21 protein-coding genes, 1 tRNA gene and 3 pseudogenes are annotated in these 21257 nt (G+C 67.6%); 18 read left to right on the plus strand and 7 right to left on the minus strand.

Going from position 1 to position 21257, the window contains the following annotated elements:
- Positions 1-220 precede the first annotated feature (220 nt).
- Complete coding sequence (locus ACFV2J_RS40395; protein WP_385093636.1) at positions 221-469, plus strand: hypothetical protein; 249 nt, start codon at positions 221-223, stop codon at positions 467-469.
- A gap of 20 nt (positions 470-489) precedes the next feature.
- On the opposite strand, the gene ACFV2J_RS40400 is transcribed toward ACFV2J_RS40395, so the two are convergent.
- Positions 490-819 carry a hypothetical protein gene (locus ACFV2J_RS40400; protein ID WP_385093634.1) on the minus strand — a complete coding sequence of 110 codons (330 nt, stop codon included), beginning with the start codon at positions 817-819 and terminating at the stop codon, positions 490-492.
- 654 nt (positions 820-1473) lie between these two features.
- Here ACFV2J_RS40400 and ACFV2J_RS40405 point away from each other — a divergent pair.
- From ACFV2J_RS40405 to ACFV2J_RS40425, 5 genes are all read left to right on the plus strand, one after another.
- Positions 1474-1632, plus strand: a complete 159-nt coding sequence (locus tag ACFV2J_RS40405) for a hypothetical protein (protein ID WP_385443469.1) — start codon at positions 1474-1476, stop codon at positions 1630-1632.
- Positions 1633-1748: 116 nt separating this feature from the next.
- Positions 1749-2537: a sigma-70 family RNA polymerase sigma factor gene (locus ACFV2J_RS40410; protein ID WP_385093629.1), complete on the plus strand. Its 789-nt coding sequence runs from the start codon at positions 1749-1751 to the stop codon at positions 2535-2537.
- Positions 2534-3358 carry a hypothetical protein gene (locus ACFV2J_RS40415; RefSeq protein ID WP_385093626.1) on the plus strand — a complete coding sequence of 275 codons (825 nt, stop codon included), beginning with the start codon at positions 2534-2536 and terminating at the stop codon, positions 3356-3358. Before ACFV2J_RS40410 ends, ACFV2J_RS40415 begins: the two co-directional genes overlap by 4 nt.
- Before the next feature lie 488 nt (positions 3359-3846).
- Positions 3847-4359, plus strand: coding sequence for a lamin tail domain-containing protein (locus ACFV2J_RS40420; protein WP_385443473.1), 513 nt, complete (start codon positions 3847-3849; stop codon positions 4357-4359).
- A 661-nt stretch (positions 4360-5020) separates the two neighbouring features.
- Positions 5021-5093 (plus strand) — tRNA-Arg (locus ACFV2J_RS40425).
- Between the two features lie 133 nt (positions 5094-5226).
- Here ACFV2J_RS40425 and ACFV2J_RS40430 read toward each other — a convergent pair.
- Positions 5227-5685: a DUF4279 domain-containing protein gene (locus ACFV2J_RS40430; protein ID WP_385091313.1), complete on the minus strand. Its 459-nt coding sequence runs from the start codon at positions 5683-5685 to the stop codon at positions 5227-5229.
- A 137-nt stretch (positions 5686-5822) separates the two neighbouring features.
- Here ACFV2J_RS40430 and ACFV2J_RS40435 point away from each other — a divergent pair.
- The 4 genes and pseudogenes from ACFV2J_RS40435 to ACFV2J_RS40450 form a co-directional block, all read left to right on the plus strand.
- Positions 5823-5960, plus strand: a pseudogene (locus ACFV2J_RS40435) (hypothetical protein); the annotation flags it as partial.
- A 323-nt stretch (positions 5961-6283) separates the two neighbouring features.
- Positions 6284-6862 carry a transposase gene (locus tag ACFV2J_RS40440; protein ID WP_385091310.1) on the plus strand — a complete coding sequence of 193 codons (579 nt, stop codon included), beginning with the start codon at positions 6284-6286 and terminating at the stop codon, positions 6860-6862.
- Positions 6863-6905: 43 nt separating this feature from the next.
- A complete protein-coding gene (locus tag ACFV2J_RS40445; RefSeq protein ID WP_385091307.1) occupies positions 6906-7493 on the plus strand; it encodes an SMI1/KNR4 family protein in 588 nt (195 codons plus the stop codon).
- A gap of 71 nt (positions 7494-7564) precedes the next feature.
- Positions 7565-7864: a transposase gene (locus tag ACFV2J_RS40450; RefSeq protein WP_385443477.1), complete on the plus strand. Its 300-nt coding sequence runs from the start codon at positions 7565-7567 to the stop codon at positions 7862-7864.
- A 294-nt stretch (positions 7865-8158) separates the two neighbouring features.
- On the opposite strand, the gene cpt is transcribed toward ACFV2J_RS40450, so the two are convergent.
- On the minus strand, positions 8159-8689 hold the full coding sequence (cpt, locus tag ACFV2J_RS40455) for a chloramphenicol phosphotransferase CPT (RefSeq protein WP_385091315.1): 531 nt from the start codon (positions 8687-8689) through the stop codon (positions 8159-8161).
- Between the two features lie 248 nt (positions 8690-8937).
- Between cpt and ACFV2J_RS40460 the strand changes: the two genes are divergently transcribed.
- From ACFV2J_RS40460 to ACFV2J_RS40475, 4 genes are all read left to right on the plus strand, one after another.
- Entirely contained in the window at positions 8938-9840 is a 903-nt protein-coding gene (locus ACFV2J_RS40460; RefSeq protein ID WP_385091302.1) for an aminoglycoside phosphotransferase family protein, read from the plus strand.
- Positions 9841-11171: 1331 nt separating this feature from the next.
- Positions 11172-11426 (plus strand): hypothetical protein, encoded by a 255-nt coding sequence (locus ACFV2J_RS40465; protein ID WP_385091300.1) that lies wholly within the window; start codon positions 11172-11174, stop codon positions 11424-11426.
- The gene (locus ACFV2J_RS40470) at positions 11423-11797 is read left to right on the plus strand and encodes a PIN domain-containing protein (protein ID WP_385091297.1); all 375 of its coding nucleotides are present in this window, start codon (positions 11423-11425) and stop codon (positions 11795-11797) included. The genes ACFV2J_RS40465 and ACFV2J_RS40470 overlap by 4 nt, the downstream gene beginning before the upstream one ends.
- Positions 11798-11906: 109 nt before the next feature.
- A complete protein-coding gene (locus tag ACFV2J_RS40475) occupies positions 11907-12476 on the plus strand; it encodes an alpha/beta fold hydrolase (protein WP_385443488.1) in 570 nt (189 codons plus the stop codon).
- Between the two features lie 251 nt (positions 12477-12727).
- Here ACFV2J_RS40475 and ACFV2J_RS40480 read toward each other — a convergent pair whose 3' ends face one another.
- Positions 12728-13321, minus strand: a complete 594-nt coding sequence (locus ACFV2J_RS40480; protein ID WP_153292550.1) for a TetR/AcrR family transcriptional regulator — start codon at positions 13319-13321, stop codon at positions 12728-12730.
- A gap of 104 nt (positions 13322-13425) precedes the next feature.
- On the opposite strand from ACFV2J_RS40480, the gene ACFV2J_RS40485 reads away from it, so the two are divergent.
- Both ACFV2J_RS40485 and ACFV2J_RS40490 read left to right on the plus strand, forming a co-directional pair.
- Entirely contained in the window at positions 13426-14652 is a 1227-nt protein-coding gene (locus ACFV2J_RS40485) for an alpha/beta fold hydrolase (protein ID WP_385091291.1), read from the plus strand.
- Positions 14653-14723: 71 nt separating this feature from the next.
- Positions 14724-15116, plus strand: coding sequence for a nuclear transport factor 2 family protein (locus ACFV2J_RS40490; RefSeq protein ID WP_266708522.1), 393 nt, complete (start codon positions 14724-14726; stop codon positions 15114-15116).
- A gap of 363 nt (positions 15117-15479) precedes the next feature.
- On the opposite strand, the pseudogene ACFV2J_RS40495 reads toward ACFV2J_RS40490, so the two are convergent.
- Together ACFV2J_RS40495 and ACFV2J_RS40500 are read right to left on the minus strand one after the other, a co-directional pair.
- A pseudogene (locus ACFV2J_RS40495) lies at positions 15480-16052 on the minus strand (2OG-Fe dioxygenase family protein); the annotation flags it as partial.
- Positions 16053-16488: 436 nt separating this feature from the next.
- Positions 16489-16857 carry a helicase associated domain-containing protein gene (locus ACFV2J_RS40500; RefSeq protein ID WP_385443491.1) on the minus strand — a complete coding sequence of 123 codons (369 nt, stop codon included), beginning with the start codon at positions 16855-16857 and terminating at the stop codon, positions 16489-16491.
- On the opposite strand from ACFV2J_RS40500, the gene ACFV2J_RS40505 reads away from it, so the two are divergent.
- Entirely contained in the window at positions 16820-17317 is a 498-nt protein-coding gene (locus ACFV2J_RS40505; protein WP_385443485.1) for a helix-turn-helix domain-containing protein, read from the plus strand. The genes ACFV2J_RS40500 and ACFV2J_RS40505 overlap by 38 nt on opposite strands.
- A 101-nt stretch (positions 17318-17418) precedes the next feature.
- Complete coding sequence (locus ACFV2J_RS40510; RefSeq protein WP_385089245.1) at positions 17419-19122, plus strand: dolichyl-phosphate-mannose--protein mannosyltransferase; 1704 nt, start codon at positions 17419-17421, stop codon at positions 19120-19122.
- A gap of 538 nt (positions 19123-19660) precedes the next feature.
- Here ACFV2J_RS40510 and ACFV2J_RS40515 read toward each other — a convergent pair.
- Positions 19661-21130: pseudogene (locus tag ACFV2J_RS40515) on the minus strand (NF041680 family putative transposase).
- Between the last annotated feature and the right edge of the window lie 127 nt (positions 21131-21257).

The following is a 21257-nucleotide window of genomic DNA, read 5'->3' on the forward strand; positions in this document are numbered from 1 at the left end:
CCCCGATCACTGGGCGCGGCCGGACGCGTCTGGCGGAGACGAACATCGTTGGCGGCTGCGCGGGTTCGATCGTGGAGGCCGGGATCTGCTCCGATCCGACCGGCGACAGGATCTACGTCTTCGACGGCGACGCCGACAGCGCTCCTGTGGAGGAGCTGCAGCACCTGGCGGCGGGAACCGCGCCGGTGGGAACAGGTTGCCGCACGCCACCGTGTCGCGCGTGCTGCGTGGTCAGGCACAACCGAGTCGCGATCTGCTGCTGGCACTCGTGGAGGCCTGCGGACAGGAGCCGTCGGCTGGGGCGAGGACTACGACGCCGTTCTTCCGCTTCCAGGACCATGACGTGCTGATGATGCCGATCTCGGAAATTCCTCAGCGTCGCTCTTCGTCCCAATTGGTTCAAGAAGTGAATCAACTGGGGAATGCGGGGAGCGGAGAGCAGAAGGACTCACCGATCGCCTGTCGGTGAGTCCTTGAGTGCGGGATGTGTCAGTGGGACGCGACGAACCCTGTTGACTGGTCGAGGTGAAAGGGTGAGCCAGGGCTCTCGGGCCTCCAGCCCTGAGTGAGAGCGGTGCGGATGGTGTCAGCCACCTGGGATGGCAGGACTGGGTTGCTTGGGGTTCCGAACCAGTTGCTCGGATGCGGTTGATTGGTAGTGATCACCAGCGTGGTTCCTGGATTGTCCGCATGCTCGACCGCGTAGTTGAGAGGCGCGTGGACGAGTCCTTGGTCGTAGGTCGGCCGTCCGCGCAGGCGCCATGTGTAAGTGGTGTCGTCCACGTTGATGAGCCGCGATCCCTTTTTGACCAGTGCCATGTCCACGTCCTTTCCCATGTGACAGTACTGAACGGCGACTGATCGGGATCGTCCCCTGGACACGCGAATGACGGCCTCCGGCAGACGTACGCACATCGGCCGAGAGATTCCGCCCAGGAGGCAGGAAGCGAGCACGGCTCGTGAATATCAGCGCTGTGGTCTACGGTCGGCCACGGTCCCATCGGGACTGGTGTTCCGCTCTCGCCTGGCCTCTTTGGCTGGCCAGGCGAGAGCGGCGATGCCCGTTTCCCCCAGTGTTCGGCACGGGGACGGGCCCCTCCGGATGGAAGGCCGACACCAACGGCGTCATGTTCTATTGACGTCGTTTCTACCTGCAATTGCAAGGAGAACTGGGAACTTCCACCCAGCCGCGCATCTCCTTGCGCCGCAGCCCTCGAGGTGCTGAGCGGCTCTCGGGGCATGCCGGTGATCGACATTGTTCCGTGATTCCGCGATCACGTGGCGTAGCAACTGCCCCACTGGGCATGCTGGTTGCCCTCCCAGCCAGCGCGGCTTCGGCACCCGCCTGCCCGGGACCCGGTAGCTCTTTCCGGATGGAGCACCGGCCGACGTCCACGAGCGGAAGGACCGTGCATGAAGTCACGACCGATAGTCGTCATCACTGTCACAGCAACAGTGTTTGCGTGGAGCGGCGTGCTGGTCGCGGCGGGCCAGACGACAGCGGTGGTCGCGCTCGCTCCCGCCCTTGCTCTGACGGTTCAGCAGATCGTCCACGCCTCCCGCTCTCACTCCGCGGCCAGGTCGAGCAGCCGCGTGGACGTGGCCGCAGACGAGGAGGGCGAGGCCCCGTGACGACGCCCCTCGAACCACCAGCACCCTCCGGCAGACCTCCAGCTGCGCGGCCCGGCCGCAAGCTCGGACCCGTCCTTCCCAACATCGGCAGCGCTCATCGTGCGTGGCTGGACCCCATGCGCGGAACCTACCTGGCCAGCGGTATGACCTTGAGCGAGCTCAGCACACGGCTCAAGTTCGCCAAGTCCAAGCTCTCCGAACTCCTCCGCGGCGTAGGCCTCTATCCCAGGTGGGAGATCGTCTACCTGCTGGCGGCCGAGCTGGAGATGCCGAACTGGCCCCTCTACTGCCTGTGGAAGCAGGCGGCGTTCGAGGCCCGCAAGACCACCGACTGGATCGAGAGCTCCACCGAGCGCACCCCGATCCTGACGACAGCCCCCACGACCCCACCCCTGGAACACCGCGCCTTCCGGGAACTGGTGGAGAACAACTACGCCCTCTTCGCCCAGGCATTCCTCGACGACGACCAGCGCGACGTCGCCCTGTCCGACACCTTCGACATCCTCTGGCTGTCGTGGAACGACGCCCTCGCCAGCCACGACACCCGCCGCTTCGCCTGGAACGTCCTGCGCGCCACCGTCATGTCGCGCACCCCCCACCTGGACGGCCGACCCGAGCTGAGCAGGGCCGCCTTCGACACCGTCGCCCTCCAGTCCCTCACCGAACCGGCCGACCACATCGACCAGGTCGCCGAGAGCCTGGAACTGTTCACCGCGATGAGCCGGCTGCCCGCCCACCAGCTCGACGTCATGGTCCTGCGCCGACTGTGCGGGTTCCTGCCCGACGCCGTCTCCGCTCTCCTCGGCACCTCGCTCGCCACCGTCCGCTCCGACGAACGCCACGCCACCCGGTTTCTGGAGAGCGTGCTGTGCCCGCCTGACCCCACCGAAGGGAACACCCCGTGACCGGCATCGAAGAGCTCCTTGCCAGAGCCCTACTCGTGCGCGAGCGCACCGTGCCTCGCGACGTCGTCCCCTACCCGGCCCCACCCGCCATCGGCGCACGCCCCGCCCACACCCCCGAACAGGACAGCGAACCCAACGCAGCCGAACAAGACCTGCACGCCCTCTGCGAAACCCTCGTCCTGCACACACCGCCGGCCACCGTCGTCAAATTCGTCAGCGACCAGGTCCCCGAACCACGCAGCGCCCTGGTGCTGGCCTGCGTTCTCCAGCTCACCGACACCGCTGAAGGCGCCCGGTTCTGGTGGCAGTACGCCGCCGGAGCCGGCCAGGCCGCGGCCGCATACTGCCTCTACCTGCACCACCTTGCCCTGGGGGAGTGGGACACGGCCGACTGGTGGCACCGACAAGCAGATGACGTCCAGCCACCGCCCGAACCCCCGTCCTGGGACGACGGCGCCAGCTGGAATCCGGCAGAGCACCGCATCACCAGCGCGTCGACCACCCAGTTCATGCGGATCCTGCGCCACCTCGCCAAACAGACGGTCCGGTCCCGACCGGCGGCAGTCAGCAAACTCATGGCCTACATCCCCACCGCTGTCACCACCGGCTACCTCCGCGAGCCCGACTCAGAACTCCCGCTGCCCGGACAGGAATTCGCACGCCGCATCAACGCCCTACTCGCCGCAGGCGACCGCCTCCACACCTGGCACAGAACGCCGAAAGAGTCCATCCAGAGCCCCAGTGATTCCGCATCGGCTGAGTCCGTGGAGCGGGCGTACGTCCAGAAGACCCCCGAACAACTGGACACCGCAGCACGCTGACCGTCCCGTCGCTCAAAACGACAGCCAGTGGGAGCGATACGGCAACGGGCCTTGGCCGCGCGCCGCGGGGCCGAGGCCCGTCTAGGTCTCTGTAGCGGATGGATAAATAGAACACACTATCAAATACCGGTTGCAAATTCGTTTTCTGCCCACGTCCTTCCGTTACATGGCAAAGGGTGTAACTCCTCGAAGCGGATGGGCGCCGCAATCAAGGCACTCAGGGGCTGGAAACCGCTTCCATCGAGATAGCGACGGATGGGTGCACTCGCATGCGAGTTGCAAAGCACGGCGCAGACGGCTGATTGAACGTTGCAGGCGACCGTCACGGAAATGTCCGTATACAGCAACATGAAACGGCGCATCTCCCATCGAGTCCGGCGGGCGGCCAAGCTGTGGGTCCTCGGCACAAGCCGGGATCCGCAGACCGCTCATCGACTGCCGGCCGCCGCATCGGCCGGTGGGTGGGCTTGCACCTCAGGGGAGTGCTCATGTCTTCTCGTTCGATCCGCCGTATCGCCGCCGCCACGCTGGCCGCGGGCGCCGCACTCGGCGCCGCTGCGCTGCCGGCCTCCGCCCAGTCCAGCCCCCGCCAGGCCGCCGCATACCGCTCCGGCGTGGTCATCAGCGACGTGCAGGCCGACTCCCCGGGCTACGACGACCGCAGCAACCGTTCCCTGAACCGGGAGTGGATCGACGTCACCAACACCTCGCGCCGCAGCGTGAACCTGGACGGCTGGACCCTGTCCGACGAGGACGGCCACACCTACACGTTCAACCACTACCGCCTCGACGGGCGCTCCACCGTGCGCGTCCACACCGGCATCGGCCGCGACACCTACCGCGACGTCTACCAGGACCGGCGCAACTACGTCTGGGACAACCACTCCGACACCGCCACCCTCCGCAACGACCACGGCCGGTTCATCGACGACGCCTCCTGGGGCGGCCGTCACCACCGCGGTGGCGGCCACAACGGCAACCACCACAACCGCCGCGCCTGAACCCTCATCCATCGGTGACCACACGTCACCACACCGAGCACCGTCCAGCGGCGCGCGGTGGCCCCGTCCCCGGCCGTCGCGCGCCGCTGGCGCGTGACCGGCCTTGATGAAACGGTGTCATGAGGCCGAACGACGACGCGATCACGCAGGCCGAGTGCCGCTTCCATGTCCGTTTTCCCGAGGACTAACGGCACTTCCTGGTCACGGAAGGGAGCATGGCCCGGTTCGTTGCCCCTGCAAGGCGGCTTTTTGATGATTTACGCCGCCGAAGAGCTCATCGAGATCAACGAGGTCGGCGCATTCCAGGACCGCTTCCCCGGGAGCGTCGTCATTGGCGGGGACGGGGGCCGCGAAATGCTCACCTACGACTTCCGGCAGGAGCCCCCGCCACTGGTCGTGCTCGATGTCTCCGCTGAGGACTGGTCGTCCGCCATCCACCAGGCACCCTCCTTGTCTGCCCTGCTCGAACGATTCCCCGAGACCGGATGCGATGGGACGTCGCCGAGCCCTTATCCCCCTGACCGCCGCCGTCACGGACGCCGTGCCCGATCCAGTTCTGGCGGCACTCGCGGTCCGCTCCGCTCTCCCGATGGTCCCGTGCACCACGCCTGCGATATAGTCGATCTTGCGTTCGCTACCCGAACTGTCAGTGGTGAGCCTGGCGTTGGTGGTCCAAGGAAAGACGCCTCGCTTCCTGCGGGGAGATGCAGGTGCAAGGCCTGCCCGGCGCTCCACAAAATCCCGCCTCCGATCTTCGGAGGCGGGATTCGCTTTTCACCCGCAGCCGCTGCCCGCGGGCTCTTCGGGTTCCGGCCCGGAGTGGCCCCGCTTCCGGTGTGTAGTGGCTCCGCTTTGAGGGGGGCGGTGTCAGTCGTCGCTGGGCATTATGTCGCATTCATCGACATCCAGATCTGCACCGGTTGCGGCGAGGAAGTCCACCACCGCGCGGTCCAGGCGCCAGCCGAAGAGGTTCGTGTCGTCCGGCGAGCCGGAGGGCCGCTCGTCATGCCGGTTGAAGTAGCGCTGGACCTGCAGAATCGCGCCCCCGGTGCCCTCCTCGGTTGCGAGACGGGTTGTCAGATTGGTGAGTGCCTCCATGCGGGGCCGGAGCCTGCCGATGACCCGGTCGATCTGCTCATCGACTGGCAGGCCGGGCTGGCGGCAGAAAACCTTCCAGCAGTGACAGAACGGAATGGTGTGAGGTGAGGTGGTTATGCTGCCCCGCACTGTGACCTCGTCCGGTTCCACGCCAAGCAGCTGGGTGATCTCGTCGGCAGTGGTGCCCACGCTGGAGATCGCAAAGTAGACGTACTGAGTCAACGACACCCGCGGAGACTACCGACGCAGCCGCACGGCCGCCTGACTATTTTCTCGCCTGCTGCCTGGCTTTGGTCTGCGCGAGACGGTAGGACTCGGTGCCGGTCTCGGGGACTGTCCTGGTCGACGTCGAAACCCGGCGTCTGGTGGACCTGCTGCCCGACCGGGAATCCTCCAGCCGGGCAGCTTGGCTCGCGAAGCGGCCCGGGGTGGAGGTCGTATGCCGCGACCGGGCACCGTTCTTCGCCGAAGGCGCCACCGCCGGGGCGCCCCAAGCGGTGCAGTTCGCGGACAGGTGGCACCTCTGGCACAACCTGAGTGAGGCAGCCGAGCGTTGTGTCGCAGACCACCGCGGATGCCTGCGGGTCCTGGCGCCGGATCCAGCCCAGTCCGTCCCCCAGCCGCAGAAGTTCGAAGACCCGTCCGGCTCGCCCTGGCCGACCGGACATCGTTTCGCCGACCGCACACGCGCCAAGCACGCGACCGTCCACGAACTGCTGACGGCCGGGCTCAGCCGGAGGGCGATCGGCCGCCAGCTCCGCATGACCTCGCGCACCGTCAAGCTCTTCGCCGACGCAGCCTCACCGGAGGACCTCTTTCATGGGCAGTGGCAGGGCCGGCCGTCCAAGCTGGACGCAAGCCCTACCTGGACGACCGCTGGAGCCAGGGCTGCACCAACGCCTGGACGGCGGGGGAGGAGCTTGTGCCGCTCGGTTATCAGGGCAGCTACCAGCGGGTTCGCGCCTACTTCCGGGAGAAGCGGCTCTCTCCTGGCGTCGTCATAGCTCGGCCACCGTCACCCCGCGTTGTCGCCGGCTGGATCCTCCGGCGCCCCGAGACCCTCCCGGAAATCGACCACCTTCGGCTCAAGGCCGTGTTGGTCCACTGCCACGAACTCGACGCCCTCACCACTCACGTGCGGTCCTTCGCTCAGATGCTCACCGAGCGCCAGGGCGAACGGCTGCCGCAATGGCTTGATGCCGTCCGGCGCGACGACCTCCCCAGCCTCCACACCCTTGCCGCAGGTATCGAGCGTGACCGCGACGCCGTCATCGCCGGGCTCACCCTGCCCTGGAACTCAGGCGTGGTCGAAGGACACGTCAACCGGATCAAGATGCTCAAGCGCCAGATGTTCGGCCGGGCCGGCTTCGCCCTCCTGCGGAAGAGGGTTCTTCTGGCCAGCTGACTACAGCCACCCATAGGGTGACGGGGACGAGAGAAGATGCACCATGGATCCCCGCATATCCCGCCTGCGACGCAAGCTGGCCGCGATCCCGTTCCAACCCCTGCGCAGCCACTCCTTCGGGGAAGAGCAACACGAGTTTCGCCTAGGTCCGAAGCTGGCGGAAGCACGCGTCGCTGCGTTTGAGGCCGAGCACGACATCGCCCTGCCCGACGCTTATCGGCAGTTCCTCACGCACATCGGCGGCTCAGGCGCGGCGCCGTTCTACGGCCTCATGCCGCTGGAGCGGTGTTCCCTGCGGGTCATGAATCCGCGTGGAGAACCAGGGACACCCCGCGGCTTCGACGGCACAGAACCCAGGGCCCACGGACGCGATCTCTTCCTCCACATCATCGAGATGGGCTGCACTGACGTATGCGTCATCGCGGTGACCGGACCCCTCACTGGCCGCGTCCTCATTGGTAACAGCGACGGGTACTGGGGCCCCAACGTCTCCTCCGCCACCGACTTCCTCGACTGGTACGAACGCTGGCTCAACCACATGAGCGCCGGACGCGACAACCGGGCCCTGGAACTGACCTCGCCTCGACTTCGGGCCCATCCAAACCGCCATCGCATGGCCCCGAAGATCTGACTCTCCGTAACCACTCCACGGAAAGTGGCTCTGTCGCTATTTTGGGGGTAGTTGGGCATCTATCAGGGGTGATGGGTGGGGTTCAGATTGCGGACCTTCTGCTGCCTGGTGTCGGGGTGAAGGTCGCCCAGTTGGTGCTGACGGATACCGAGGCCCGGGTCGCCGACGTCCGCCTTGACGGTCAACGCGAACTCCGGACCCTGGCCAACGGCATGCGACGCGACCGCGCGGCCATCCAGGCAGCCCTGACCACGACCTACACCTCCGGGGCCGTCGAAGGCAACGTCACCAGGATCAAGCTACTGAAGAGACAAATGTATGGCCGCGCGAACTTCGATCTCCTACGGCGCCGCATCCTGCTCTCACCATGATCAAGAAGCTACCCACCCCCAACAGAGCCCGGAAGTGAGCCAGAACCTGAGTTTGGGCAGCACATGTTGACCGCCGCTGATCGATCTATCTAGAGCTACGGGTCAAAAGGCGTCGCGCCCCAGCCGTACCCGATCAAGCGGTAGTCCATCTCAGCTCTCCAGGTCCGGCCATCCATCCGCACGAGCTGGACCGCTATCTACGCTGGGGGCATCCGCTGGGGAGGACTACCCCTGGCAACAGCGGCCTGATCATCACGGCGCCACGGTCATAGCGGCAGACAGCCGGGCCGTCGGTCACCTGACATGTACGGCGATGGCCCGTGCGCACTCCATCGGCTCGGCATGTGTGGTGTCCACCTCCAGGTCATAGACCACGTCCCGGTGGACCGCATCCGCCTGGGATGCGGCCATCCCGATGACCCGATCGCCGCGTGCGACCTCACGGCCTGCGGCAACCACACCGTCACACCGGACGCCGACCCACAGCACCCGCAGGTCACGCAGAGCCTTCTGCCACCTCTGCTGCGACCCCGCTCCGCCGAGGAAAACCTCATCGACAATGACCCGGGCGCCCGCACGAGCCATCGCGGCGACCCCCTCGATCCATGCCGCTTCCAGCGTCCGGAACTCCGGCCCGACGATCACCTCTCCGTCCGGAGCGAACTCGATCCCCGCATCCGACGCCTGCATGGACGCGGGCATCGCGTCAACCAGAGTGTCGGTCCCCAGAGCCAGCCACGGATCCGGCAGGACCGCCTGCAGACACCGGACGATCCCGGACTTCCCAGAGCTGGAACCACCGTTGAGAACGATCACCTCAGTCATCACCGCGCCACAGTAGAGGCACCGCAGCAACCCCCGAAACGGATTTCCGCGAACGCTGCCAGTCTCCTACAACCCGATGAATCTTCCCGGTCAGAGCACTAGCTGTGACGACGCCACGCCCCTTTGGACACGAACCCCCTCTCGCTCACGCTCCGTGAACCCTTTCAGCGCCGCCCATCCACGTGCCCAGTGGCTGGATCTCCGGGAGAACGAGAGCTGTTCTGCCTATCCCAGTACCGTGGCTTCGCATGACCGACGCCGAGATCGAGATCACCGCAGACCTGGTCCATGACCTGCTGCAGGAGCAGCATCCGGACCTTGGCGGGTTGGCCATCCGTGAGGTACCCGGCGGTTGGGACAACCAAATGTGGCGGCTTGGGGACGAGTTGGCTGTGCGTATGCCGCGTACTGAAGGTGCGCCGGGTCTCCAGCGCAAGGAGCGCCGATGGCTGCCCGTCCTGGCCGCGCGCCTGCCGCTCCCGGTGCCGACCCCTGTGCGGACCGGTGAACCTTCCGCGCGCTTCGCGAAGCCCTGGACGATCATGACGTGGGTGCCGGGTGAGCCACTGGACTACTCCTCGATCAGCCGCGGCGACCACGCGGCCGACATCCTGGCGGGCTTCCTCAGGACGCTCCACGTGGAGGCGCCCGTTGACGCGCCGGTCAGTGAGGACCGCGGAGGCCACCCCAAGGAGTGCACGGACGGTTTCGACCACTTCTTCGAGGCCGTCGTTCCCGGCGACCGCGCCGGCGATGTGCGAGCCGTCTGGGACGACGCCGTCGCGGCGCCAGAGTGGGAGGGGCCGCCGCTCTGGGCGCATGGCGACCTGCATCCGGCCAACGTCGTCGTCTCGGACGGGACGCTCTCGGGTGTGATCGATTTCGGTGCCGTGTTCGCCGGTGACCCGGCGTGGGACCTCGCGGCCGCGTGGGTGGTGCTACCTGCGGGCGCCGCCTCACGGTTCTTCGACGTGTACGCGCAAGCGGACAAGGCGACGATCCGCCGCGCCCGCGGGCTGGCTGCGCTGAAGAGCCTGTTCCTTATGCTGATGGGCCAGAACGGAGACCGGGGCCTTCCTGGCGGCAAGCCGACATGGGGACCCGCTGGCCGCGCCGCGCTCGATCGTGTTCTGAGAGGCGACTTCGTATAGACACGGTGTGCGGCTCCCGGTCTGGCCGGGTGAGGACAACACGTTGCTGCGCAAGCTGTTGCTCAGGCTGTTGACCTGGGTGTTGCCGAGGCTTCCGTCCGCGTAGAGGGAAACGGCTGCTCAAGCTTTGTGCGCGGACTTGATGTGAGGCCAGACATCCCCCGAAGAGCTCTCGTCCCCGCCCCTCCCTGGTGATGGCGGTCGGGGCAGGAACGAGGCATCGCGGGGGATTCGGGGCGCCTGTGGGTGGTGCTGCGCGCCAGGGTCTTCGTTCGTGTGGGCGTGCGGAGTCGAGGAACCGTCTCTGGCCTACCTGCCAAGCAGCGCCACGGTCTCCCGTAGCCGCGCGCACGCCTACTTCTACTGCTCGGTGCTGGTGTGTGCCCGGACAACCAGCGCTTCCGTGGCTGGACCGCCGAGACCAACATCTCCGGCACCTGGACCCAGACGGCCGCGCGTACTGGCCGGCCCACGAAGCCCGCAAGGACGCCGACCCCGAGCAGGCTGCTGCCACGCTGGGCCTGGACGAGAACGGGGCACGGCAGCTACTGGACCGCTTCGGCCGCTGGAACCCCACAGCTGAGCATGAACCCGCACCGGAGGCACACGAGTTGTGTCATCGTGAGCCTCACGTCTGGTTCGTAACTCTGACGACTCCAAGCGAAACCAGCCTCCCGCCACGCACAGACGGTCCGATGCGGCTCTGGCTGCTCATCCTTGTCGAGTTGGGCGAGCTGTGTGGCGATGATCCGGGCGCTGCAGCTCTCCGACGCCTCTGTGCTGCCGCTGGCAATTACGGGGTACCTGTAGCGGATCGGCACAGACTGGCTGTCATCGTGACGAGCCGCCTAAGCTCACATCTCCCAAGTTCGTCCGAGCGACCAGGGGGAGCAGCGCGACCGGCGCGAGTTCGGCGACCCGTCGATGGGACCATCCCCGCACGCGCGGGGAGCAGCGAGTCGAACGCCAACAAGATCCTCTCTACAACTGCTCCCCGCGCCCGAGGGGCATGGTCCCATCGCCTACGGCTGGGTACCGTCAGAGCTGACCTGCTCCCCGCGCTCGTGGGGATGGTCCCCAGGGATAGCCGTGCTCGCGGCACAGCGTCACCTGCTCCCCGGGCTCGTGGGGATGGTCCCCTCGCGGCGTCTATCCCCAGCGCCGGCATCTGCTCCGCGCGCCGGTGGGGATGGTCCCGCGTTCCCCAGCCGCGGCACCCTCGCAACTTGCTGCTTCTCGTGCCTGCGGGGATGGTGCCCAGTCGAGGCGGCGCGGTCATGCTCCGTGCGGAAGGTGCTGCAGCGGAGTTCTACCAGCGGTAGAATCGCGGTATGAGCAGGCCCACGAGCATCAAGACGAGTGAGGAAGTACGCGACCGGCTGCGTGTCCTCGCTGCCGAGCGCGGTACCACGATCACTGAGCTCCTCGAGGAGCTTGTGAGCCGTGAGCTCACCGACGCCGAGAGGCAGCGGCGTGCCGTGGAGGCGGCTGCCGAGCTCGGCGTCGACTACAGCGAGCAGGTCCAGCAAGCCGGTCAGGACGCCTGGGCGAAGATCCGTGCTCATCAGGGCGGCGCCGCCGCGTGAACCTGACGGCCGTCCTGGACCATACCGCCCTGGCCGCTCTGTACCGTGCGGATCCCTTCTTCACCGGCCTCTACATTGAAGCCTCGCGCGGTACCGGCCGCGTTCTCATCCCGTCGCTGTCTGTCCTTGCCGCCGAGCGCCGGCTCACGGGGGCGGGCCGGAACGCGGCGTCCCTGCGTTTCGCGGAGAGTGTTCCCTTCACCGCGGATCACGCGAGAGATGCAATGGACTGGGGAAAGGTGGAGATGCCTGTCGCTCACGCGGCGGCGATCGCCTGGCACGCGGTGAAGGCGGGAGAGCCGCTCACCGTCCTGTCCTTGGAGCCCGAGCTGTATGCGGGCACCGGCATCACACCCCTCAACCCCACCTGACCCCACACCCCAACCCGAGGCAACCCGGGCACTCGCTGGAATGCCTGGACCACGCCCACGGGTAGTCCCGTCCTGCGATCTTCAAGGCATGCTCCCCGCACGCGCGGGAATGGTCTCATTCGGTCCTGGAGACCGAGCCGGGCTCGGCGCGAGTGGTCCCGCGATGCCGGTCACGATCGACTCTGCGGTTGACGACCTGAGCGCGCTCTTATCCCATACGGGAAACGGGGCATGCGTCCTGGTCGGCCACAGCTGGGGCGGCATGCTGGCCCAACTCGTCGCCTGGGCCCACCCGAAGCTGATTGCGGAGCTGGTCCTCGTGGACCCTGCGCACGAGGACTTCCAGCCCTGGACCATCCGCGCAGCTGAAGCAGTGCTTACCTGGCCGTCCGTCCGAAGGAGGGCCGTGGGGTCAGCTGATCGTTCTCTTCGCGAGCAGGCCGCGCAGGAAGCGGGCAAAAGGAGCGGCGATCCGCGCGTCCAGGGCCTGCTCGTCGAGGCAGAGATGGCCTGCAACGCGCACGAGTATCAAACCCGCACCAGCACTGCGGAGAGCCGGCTGCTCCGCACCCATGTCCCGGCTGTCCGGCGGCTACGTGCCTGCTCGCAGCTGCCCGACGTGCCGGTGGTCGTCCTGAGTGCGACCCGGGGTTTACCGAAGGGCCTGCGGACTCGGTAGACCTCGTTGCAAGCCCAGATCGCCGCCACGACCGTTCGAGGCGAGCACGTCGTGGTGCCCGACGCCGCCCATTACATACACGACAGCCAGCCTGAGGCCGTCACGACATCGGTGCTCACCGTTGTCGATCTCGCACGAGACGGGCAAGCCCTGCAATGAGGCATGGGCGCGCCGCTGCCCGCGCCGAAGCACACCGGGCCCGGGTCCGGCGCTGTGGCGGACGGGGGGCGGGAATTGCGGCGCCCTGTGCGTCAGGCCCGGGCCCGTCGGTCGGCGGTGCCAAGGAGTCTGTCGACCAGGAGTTGCGGGTAGCCGGTGGCCGGTAGGCCGATGCCGAAGATCGCCCGGATGTAGAAGGGCGCGATCAGCTGGTCGAGGATCTGCTCCAGCGGTGGCGGGTCCTCGCCCCGGGCTGTGGCCCGTTCGCGGATCTGCTCGATGGAGTGCATGCGGCGCAGGAAGTGCTGGGAGCGCTCGGTCTGGTCCTGGGTGCTGCTCGGCATGGACAGGATGACGGCGCGTACGAGGGCGCGTCCTTCGGGTGTGTGCATGCTCCGGGCGCTGGCTTCGGCCCAGGCGGTGAGGTCACCGCGCAGGCTGCCGGTGTCGTTCAGTGGCGAGTCGCGCTCGAGGCGGGTGGTGACCGTGTCCGCCAGCAGTGCGTCGAGGCTGCCCCAGCGCCGGTAGAGGCTGGTGTGGTTGACGCCGGAGCGCTGTGCGATCGCGGGGATGGTGAGGTCCTCGCCCTCCGGTTCCGAGAGGAGGTCGATGACCGCTTGGTGGACGGCTGCGCGGACCTGTTCGGGGCTTCTTCTGATGCGCGCGGCCGGTTGTTTCTGAGTCACGCCTCCATCATAAGCACAGATATTTGCTTCTGGTCGGGTCAGGGCCTACAGTCGACCCAGCAAGCACAAATCTGTGCTTGTGATCCGGGTCGGAGGAGACCGTCATGAAACAGTTGCTGTTCCCGAACAACGCCCAGTTCTGGTACGAGACCCTGCGCTCGATGAGCCACATCGCCTACGGCGGCGCCGACTTCGGCGAGGTCGTCTCCACCGCCGCGCGGATCACCGAGGGCGACTACGACAGCTGGTACACCGAATGGTTCGCCACCGCCGACCAGGTGTCCTCGGAAGCCGAGACGGCTCTGGCGGCCGGCCACCCGATCAGCGCCCGCGACGGGTTCCTGCGTGCCTCGAACTACTACCGGTCGGCGGAGTTCTTCCTGCACAGCAAGGACTGCGACCCGCGGCACGGCCACGCCTACGACCGATCCGTCGAGTGCTTCAGGGCCGCCGCCGCCCTCTACACCACCCCGCGCATCGAGCCGGTCCAGATCCCCTACGAGGGCACCACGCTGCCCGGCTACCTCTACCGGGCCGACGACTCGGGCACACCCCGTCCGACGGTGATCATGCACAACGGCTTCGACGGCACCGCGGAGGAGATGCACTTCTTCGGCGCGCCGGCCGCCATCGAGCGGGGCCACACCGTGCTCGTCTTCGACGGCCCCGGCATGCCCGGGCCGCGCCACCACCAGGGCCTGGTCTTCCGCCCCGACTGGGAGAACGTCATCACCCCAGTGATCGACTTCGCCGAGACGATCCCGGAGGTCGACAACAGCCGCATCGCACTGCTCGGTCTCAGCATGGGCGGCGTACTCGCCCCCCGGGCGGCCGCGTTCGAGCACCGGCTGGCCGCGCTGATAGCCGTCGACGGCCTCTACGACCTCGGCGAGCTCTCCGTACGCAACATCCCCGGCACCCGCGAGGAGGCCGAACGGCTCCTGCGCGCCGCGTCCGCCCCGGAACTCGACGCCGCCTTCGAACAGGCCATGGCCCACGACCCGATCGCGCGCTGGGCGGTCAACCACGGCATGTACGTCATGGGAGTCGACACTCCCCGCGCCTTCAACGCCTCCTACCTCGACTACACCCTCACCGGCGGCATCGCCGAAAAGATCCAGTGCCCCACCCTCGTCTGCGACGCCGAGGAGGACATCTTCTTCAAGGGCCAGCCCGAGCAGCTCTACGACCACCTGACCTGCCCCAAGACCCTCATGGAGTTCACCACGGAGGAAGGCGCCGGCGCCCACTGCCACCCCGGCGCGATGCGCCTGTCCATCGCCCGCATCTACAACTGGCTCGACGACACCCTCGCCGCCACCCGCCCCTGACGCCCACACCGCCAAGCACTGCCAGGCACCGCCAACGATCCCGCTGTCCGAACCAGCCCGAAGGACCCCACATGACCCGCACCGGCATCAAGGCCGCCCTCACCGACCTGCTCCTCAACGAGGACATCACCCTGACCGAGGCTGCCGAACGGCACTTCACCCCCGACTACCGCCAGCGCACCGACGGCGAATGGGCCGACCGCTCCCAGTTCCTCGACCACATCGCCCACCTGCGCACGCACCTCGCCGCAGGAGAGATCGAGGTCCATGAAGAGCTCTACGACGGAGACAAGTACGCCGACCGGCACACCTGCCACCTCACCAAGAAAGACGGCACGACCGTGAGCATGGAGGTCTACGTGTTCGCCGCCATAGCCCCCGACGGCCGCTTCCAGCGCATCGAGGAGACCACCTTGATGCTCAAGGGAACCGACGCCGACCGCAACCTCGGCAGCGCCCGCTGACCACCCCCACCGGGCTCGGGCGGTGCCGGCGTCAGAGTTGGGGGACGTACGGGGCGAGGCCGACGATGAGGATGGACCGTTCGCCCGGTCCGGGCCCGGAGCCCGCCCGGACCGGGCCGACGTAATGGCTGACCCTGTGGTCGTGGGGGGGGGGGGGGGGCGGGGCGGCGCGGGGGGGGGGGGCGCGGGGGGGGGGGGGGGCCCCGCGGGGGGGGCGCCGGGCGGCGCGGCCGCCGCGAGCTGCGCCGCGGGCGCGCCCCCCCCCCCCCCCCCCCCCCCCCGCGGGTCGGTGAGGGTGAACTCGGCGTGGATGTCCGCCCACGGGTCGTCGGGCTGCAGGCCTGCGCTGCCAGGGGTGGCGATGACGTTCTGCCCACCGGTGACGTTGGTACGGCTGATCAGGTGGGCGAAGGTGAACGTGCCGGCCGAACCCCCGTCCTGGTGCAAGCAGTCGGGGGTGGACACGGCATTCTGGCCGGGACCGTCGACGCCGAGCCTGATCAGGTGGACACCGGCCCACAGCGGGCGGCTTCCCAGATTCCTCAGCGACAGGACCTGCCCGATGTCCCAGCGCAGGAGCCGCAGCAACAGGGCGTTGCCACGCAGCTCCTCGGGGATGTTGGGGAGCACCCGCCGGGTCCGCGGGTGCGCAGGGTCCTCCTCGCCCTGGAAGAAGTCGGTGACCGTGCCGTGAACGGGGTCGGGGGTTCCGGGAATCCAGGACAGTTCGTCCTTCCACGGCAGGTACACGGCATGGGAGTAGCGGCGAAACCGATGCGTTCGCGGGGCGTATGGGTCGGGCGGCAGAGCCGCGAAGACCTTCCGGATCCGGGCCAGGTCATCCTCGGCGGAGCCGGCCGGGATTCCGAGGTGTTCGGCGCCGTAGCGGACGAACCCGCGCTCCCGCAGACCGTCCATATTCCCAGTCTCAACCATCCGTACCCTCCCGATAGCTGGTGACCCAGCTCAGCATCTGACCTGCTGTACCTGTCCTCATTCGCCGACCAGTGGGGCGAGAGAGCCGCCCGTGCCAGGTTCGGCCCGGGGCCAGGACCCGGAGTGCTCGTGCATGGGGTGATGGTGCCTCACGTGCCGGAGAATCTTTGTGCTTGTTCTTCGATTGCGTGCTGGGCTGTTGTGGCGGGTTCGCGGGCGACGTTTTCGAGGGGGCCAGGGGGTTGTGGGGCGATGGTGCCCCACAACCAGGCCAGGAATATCACGCTGAGGACGGTGCCGATCGAGGCGCTGACGCACAGGCGGATGGTGGAGGCACGCTCTTGAGTTGTCGTCCGCGGCACGCGGCCTGCGGCGTCCTCGTACCGCTGTGGTGTCGGATGCTGTTCGCTGCTGGCCGGTATGTCCTGCCCGACTGTCATGCCGTCGCCCAGTTGAGTCCGAGTGCGGCGAGTATGCCGCGTTTGTCGAGGGTGAGTTTGGTCCGGCGGGTTTTCTGGTTCATGATCCACACTCCGAGCTTCACTTCCGTCCTGTCTTTCAGCCGCTCGACGTGGCCTCTGGAGACATTCACCGACCCAGTGTGTGCTTTGTACTGCGCGAGGGCCGCGACACCCCTGTCGAAGGCACTTACGGCCGGTAGGGACGTCTTCGCGGACGTTTTCGGTTCCGGGACCGGGGTGAACGGCACGATGTGGAGCTGTTCCAGTCGCTCACGTTGTCGGTCCGTCGAAGGGTCTGCTGGAGGTGTGGTGGCCGAGCCTGTGCGCGTGCGCCCGGGCAGCACCAACTCGGTGCGCTACCGACGGGCGATGATGCTGCTCGCCTCGGCGGGCCGGAACCGGGTGCCGGTGATCGCCCAGCTGGTCCAGGCCGACGAGGACACCGTGCGCGATGTGATCCACCGGTTCAACGAGATCGGCCTGGACCAGCTGGGCGATCACCGGCACGGTTTGCGCCAAAGTGGGTTACAGGTTCGAAAAACGCGGAACCTGCGGGGACTCCGATCGCTCCTGGTAGGTGAATTTCGTGTCCAACGTGAGGGCGCGGCAGGCTTGTTCTGTCCTTTGCCACGTCGGTCCGGCACCGTCTCCTGCCTGCTCCCTCGTGTGCCCGTTCCGCCTCGGCCGCAAGAGGGGGCCGATAACGCACCGTTCTTCAACGCTCGGGCCGGTGTCGGCCTCAACCTACTCCAGGCTGCGTCTTGTCCGGGTTCAGGCAGTCGCGGTCAGCGAGGACCGGCCTGAGCCGGCGTGACGACCACCGACCACCGATTGCCGGGCAGTTGCTCCCGCTCGTCCTGTCCTCCACATGAGAAGGCTCACCAGTGATCCATGAGAAAACGCCCGTGTTGGTCGACGAGTCACGGGAGGGGGTAGATGGCCGGCCGGCCTCCTGGGAGCGGCGGCTGCGGGACTTCGGGCACGTCGGGCGTCCGTCTGTGTCCGTGCGCGAGCGCCTGGTCGTGCCGTTTCCCGAACCCGGGTCAGGGCTTTGGCGCACGCTCGGGTTCTCCCCGGCAGCGAGGCGCCGGCTGGCGCGCTGGTCGCAGTGGGGCGGGCCGCTGCTGGTGGCGCTCCTGGCCGGGCTGCCGCGTTTTTGGCGCCTGGGCAGCCCGAGGGCGGTCGTGTTCGACGAGACGTACTACGCCAAGGACGCCTGGTCGATGCTGCGGTTCGGCTACGAGGGCACCTGGCCCAGCAGCAAGATCTCCGACCCGCAGATCCTCGCCGGTCCGCAGGTGATCCCGCTCTCCGACACCGGGTCCTTCGTCGCGCACCCGCCGACGGGCAAATGGGTCATCGCTCTCGGCGAGTGGATCTTCGGCCTCACCCCCTTCGGCTGGCGTTTCATGACGGCGCTCCTTGGCGCGCTGTCGGTGCTGATGCTGTGCCGAATAGGACGCCGCCTGTTCCGTTCGACCCTGCTGGGCTGCCTGGCCGGAGCGCTGATGGCCGTGGACGGTCTGCACTACGTGATGAGCCGCACCGCGCTGCTCGACCTCGTCGTCATGTTTTTCGTCCTGGCGGCGTTCGGCTGCCTGCTCATCGACCGCGACAGCTCGCGGGCCCGGCTCGCGGCAGCTCTGCCGGTCGACGAGGACGGCCGGGTGCGTCCGGACGGACACACCGGCGACCGTGCCGGGACTGGAGCGCGACCCTGGCGGCTTGCCGCCGGCCTGTGCCTGGGCCTGGCGGCCGCGACCAAATGGAACGGCCTGTACTTCCTCGCCTTCTTCGTGATCCTCACCCTGCTGTGGGACGTCGGCGCTCGCCGCGTGGCAGGAGCGCACCGCCCCTACCGCGCGGCGCTGCGTAAGGACCTCGGCTGGTCGGTGCTGTCCCTCGCCCCGGTCGCTGTCCTGACGTACCTGACGGCATGGACCGGCTGGTTCCTGTCCGACAACGGCTACGGACGCCACTGGGCGGACGCCCGGGGTGGCACATGGTCGTGGATCCCGGCTCCACTGCGGAGCCTGTGGCACTACGAGCACGCCGTCTACCAGTTCAATGTGGGACTGAGTACTCCCCACAAGTACCAGTCGAACCCCTGGAGTTGGCCGGTCCTCGGTCGCCCTGTGCTGTTCCACTACCAGTCGCCAGCACCCGGGCAGGACGGCTGCCACGCGACGGCCGGCTGCGCACAGGCAATCCTCGCCCTGGGAACACCGCTCCTGTGGTGGTTGGCGTGCTGCGCACTCGTGTACCTGCTCTACCGATGGGCGCTGCGCCGTGACTGGCGCTCCGGCGCGATCCTCTGTGCGGTAGGTGCTGGCTATCTGCCCTGGTTCCTCTACCAGGGCCGCACGATCTTCTCCTTCTACGCGGTCGTCTTCGTGCCCTACCTGTGCCTGGCCGTGACGATGATGCTGGGAGCCCTGTTGGGTCCTGCGGGAGCGACTCAGGGGCGCCGCATACGAGGTGCGGTGGCCGCGGGCCTGCTGGTCCTGCTCATCGCCTGGAACTTCATCTACTTCTTCCCGGTCTACACCGGACAGACGATCCCGTACGCCGACTGGCACGCCAGAATGTGGCTCGACACCTGGATCTGAGCCCAGCCACCCGCCACCCAGTACGCGGCGCTGCGCGCGTCCTCGACCTGACGGGAGCCGATCCGGCGTCCGTCACCCAGATCGACCTCATCAAGGCCGAAGCCCGACATAGCGGCCAGTCAAGTACGGCCGCAAGCCGTACCTGCTCCCCGCACGGGCGAAGACGGCCTTCTTGCGAACCGGACGCCGCTACTGAGTGCTTGGAGATGCCTGCGGTCGGTCTGGCCGCGAATCCGAGAGAGTCAATGGACCCGTCCTGCCGGCTCGATAACGTTGCAGGTCAGACAGCTTGCTCCCCGCGCACGCGGGGATGGTCCCCTTTGCCTGAGCTTGTTCTTTATGGTGTGACCTCGAATGACACCCCCGAACGTGCTCCCGCGTACGAGGATTTCGGAGACGGCGACACGGCCTCCGTCTGATCCTGTGCTCCGTCACAGAGGCACTTGATCAGTACGAAGGCCGTGGGGGTACGAGTTTGCTGCATCACGACGTCCGGCAGGAAGCGTTCGCGGTGGCGTCACGCCTTCGGGACGACTTCTCAGCTTGTCTTTTTTGGTTTGTGAGCTTTGAGTCGGTTACGTATCGGCGATACTCTCGGGGCGTCTGGTCGTTTTACCCACGTCGTAACGGGTGGCAGGCCGCCGGTTCTTCGAGCCAAGTGGGCGGCCTGGGCCGGGGGTTGAGGGTTTGGGTGCACGGGCCGGACTGTGCAGGTAGGGGCGGAGGTTTCTGAACCCCCGGCGGACGCGGGCGGGGGTGAGCCGGGCGGGCTCGGCCGGCTTCTCCCAGGGGCGGCGGAGGTCGGCCGCGGCCTCGCGGGTGAGCCGGAGCTGGGTATGCGCCGCGATCACGAGCCACGTCCACCGGTCCGCGGCCTCGGGGCTGCGGAGCTTGGGGCGGGTCCAGCCGAGCGTCTGCTTTACGAAACGGAAGTGTGTTCAAGGTCGGTGCGGCGGAGGAACGCTTGCCAGCGCAGATCGACATCCGTGCTGGTCATGCCGGTCTTGGAGGACCACAGCCAGAGGGGCAGGGGGTCGTTGCCGCCGGGCAGGTGGTCGACCTCCAGGCGGATCAACGTCCCTTCGACGATGGGGAGTTCGGCGTCGTGGTTGATCCACGCGCTGCGGGTGGTGAGCCTCGGGTGGATGCGGTCCCAGGCCATCGCCTTCGCGGTGCCGTAGCGGCCCGTGACCTGCACCGTCTCGGCGTCGGGATCGCCCCAGGTCTCGGGCTTGGCGAAGCGGAACTCCTTTCCGTGCTTCGGCGGCCGCCCGCCCTGGGGATAGGCCAGGGCGTACTCCTTGAGCGAGGGCGCCGGACGGCGCATCACCCGGTCCGAGCGCATCCGCCCGAGCACCTCGACGGGCAGCCCGGTCAGGAGGTGGGCCATGCGCGGGGCGTCGTAGCCGGCGTCGAAGACGACCAGGATGTCGCCGTCGCCGTTCTCCCACTGGCCCTGGCCGATCAGGTCGTTCACGACGCGGCGGACCTGGGCGGCGGTGACCTCGGCGAGATCGTCGTCGGGGCCGAGACGGACCGCATCCAGCAACTGGCACCACGACGTGCGGCCGGTTTCTAGCGCGGCGACGAACGAGTATGGCCAGCCGGGGATGAACTGGTCACTGGAGCGTCCCGAACGCCCGTAGACATGGCAAAACAGACGGTCCGGGCTGGTCGGCGCGTCGGGACGCAGCCACGGCGAGACATCGACCGCCAGGACCAGACGCCCATCGGCGGCCTTGGGCTGCGGCAGCATGGTCAGCGCCTTGCGCAGCCTGCCCACGTCGATGCGGCCACAGTTCAGCGCGTCGTACAACGCGCCGTGCCCACGCCGGTGTTCGGCCAGCAACGTCAGGTCGACCGGCGAGGTTACCGGCCCGTTCTCGCAGAGCATCGCGTCCGTGAGCTCGAACAAGGTGTCACCGCGCCGAGTCAGACACGTATAGAAGTCCTCCCGAAAGTGGGACGTGAAGTCGAATGCCTCGTCCCGGGCGTCGTATTGCAGCAAACTCACCCCTGCGGCCTTCGTATGAGTGCGGTTCTGTGACGGAACGCATGCTCATGCGAGGGCCGTCCGCCTGTCCGGCGAATCTCCAGGTGAGTGACTCTGTGCGACGTGCTGTTCGAGACCAGAG

Origin of the sequence: Streptomyces sp. NPDC059668 (assembly GCF_042734135.1) — a bacterium.
Lineage (GTDB): Bacteria > Actinomycetota > Actinomycetes > Streptomycetales > Streptomycetaceae > Streptomyces.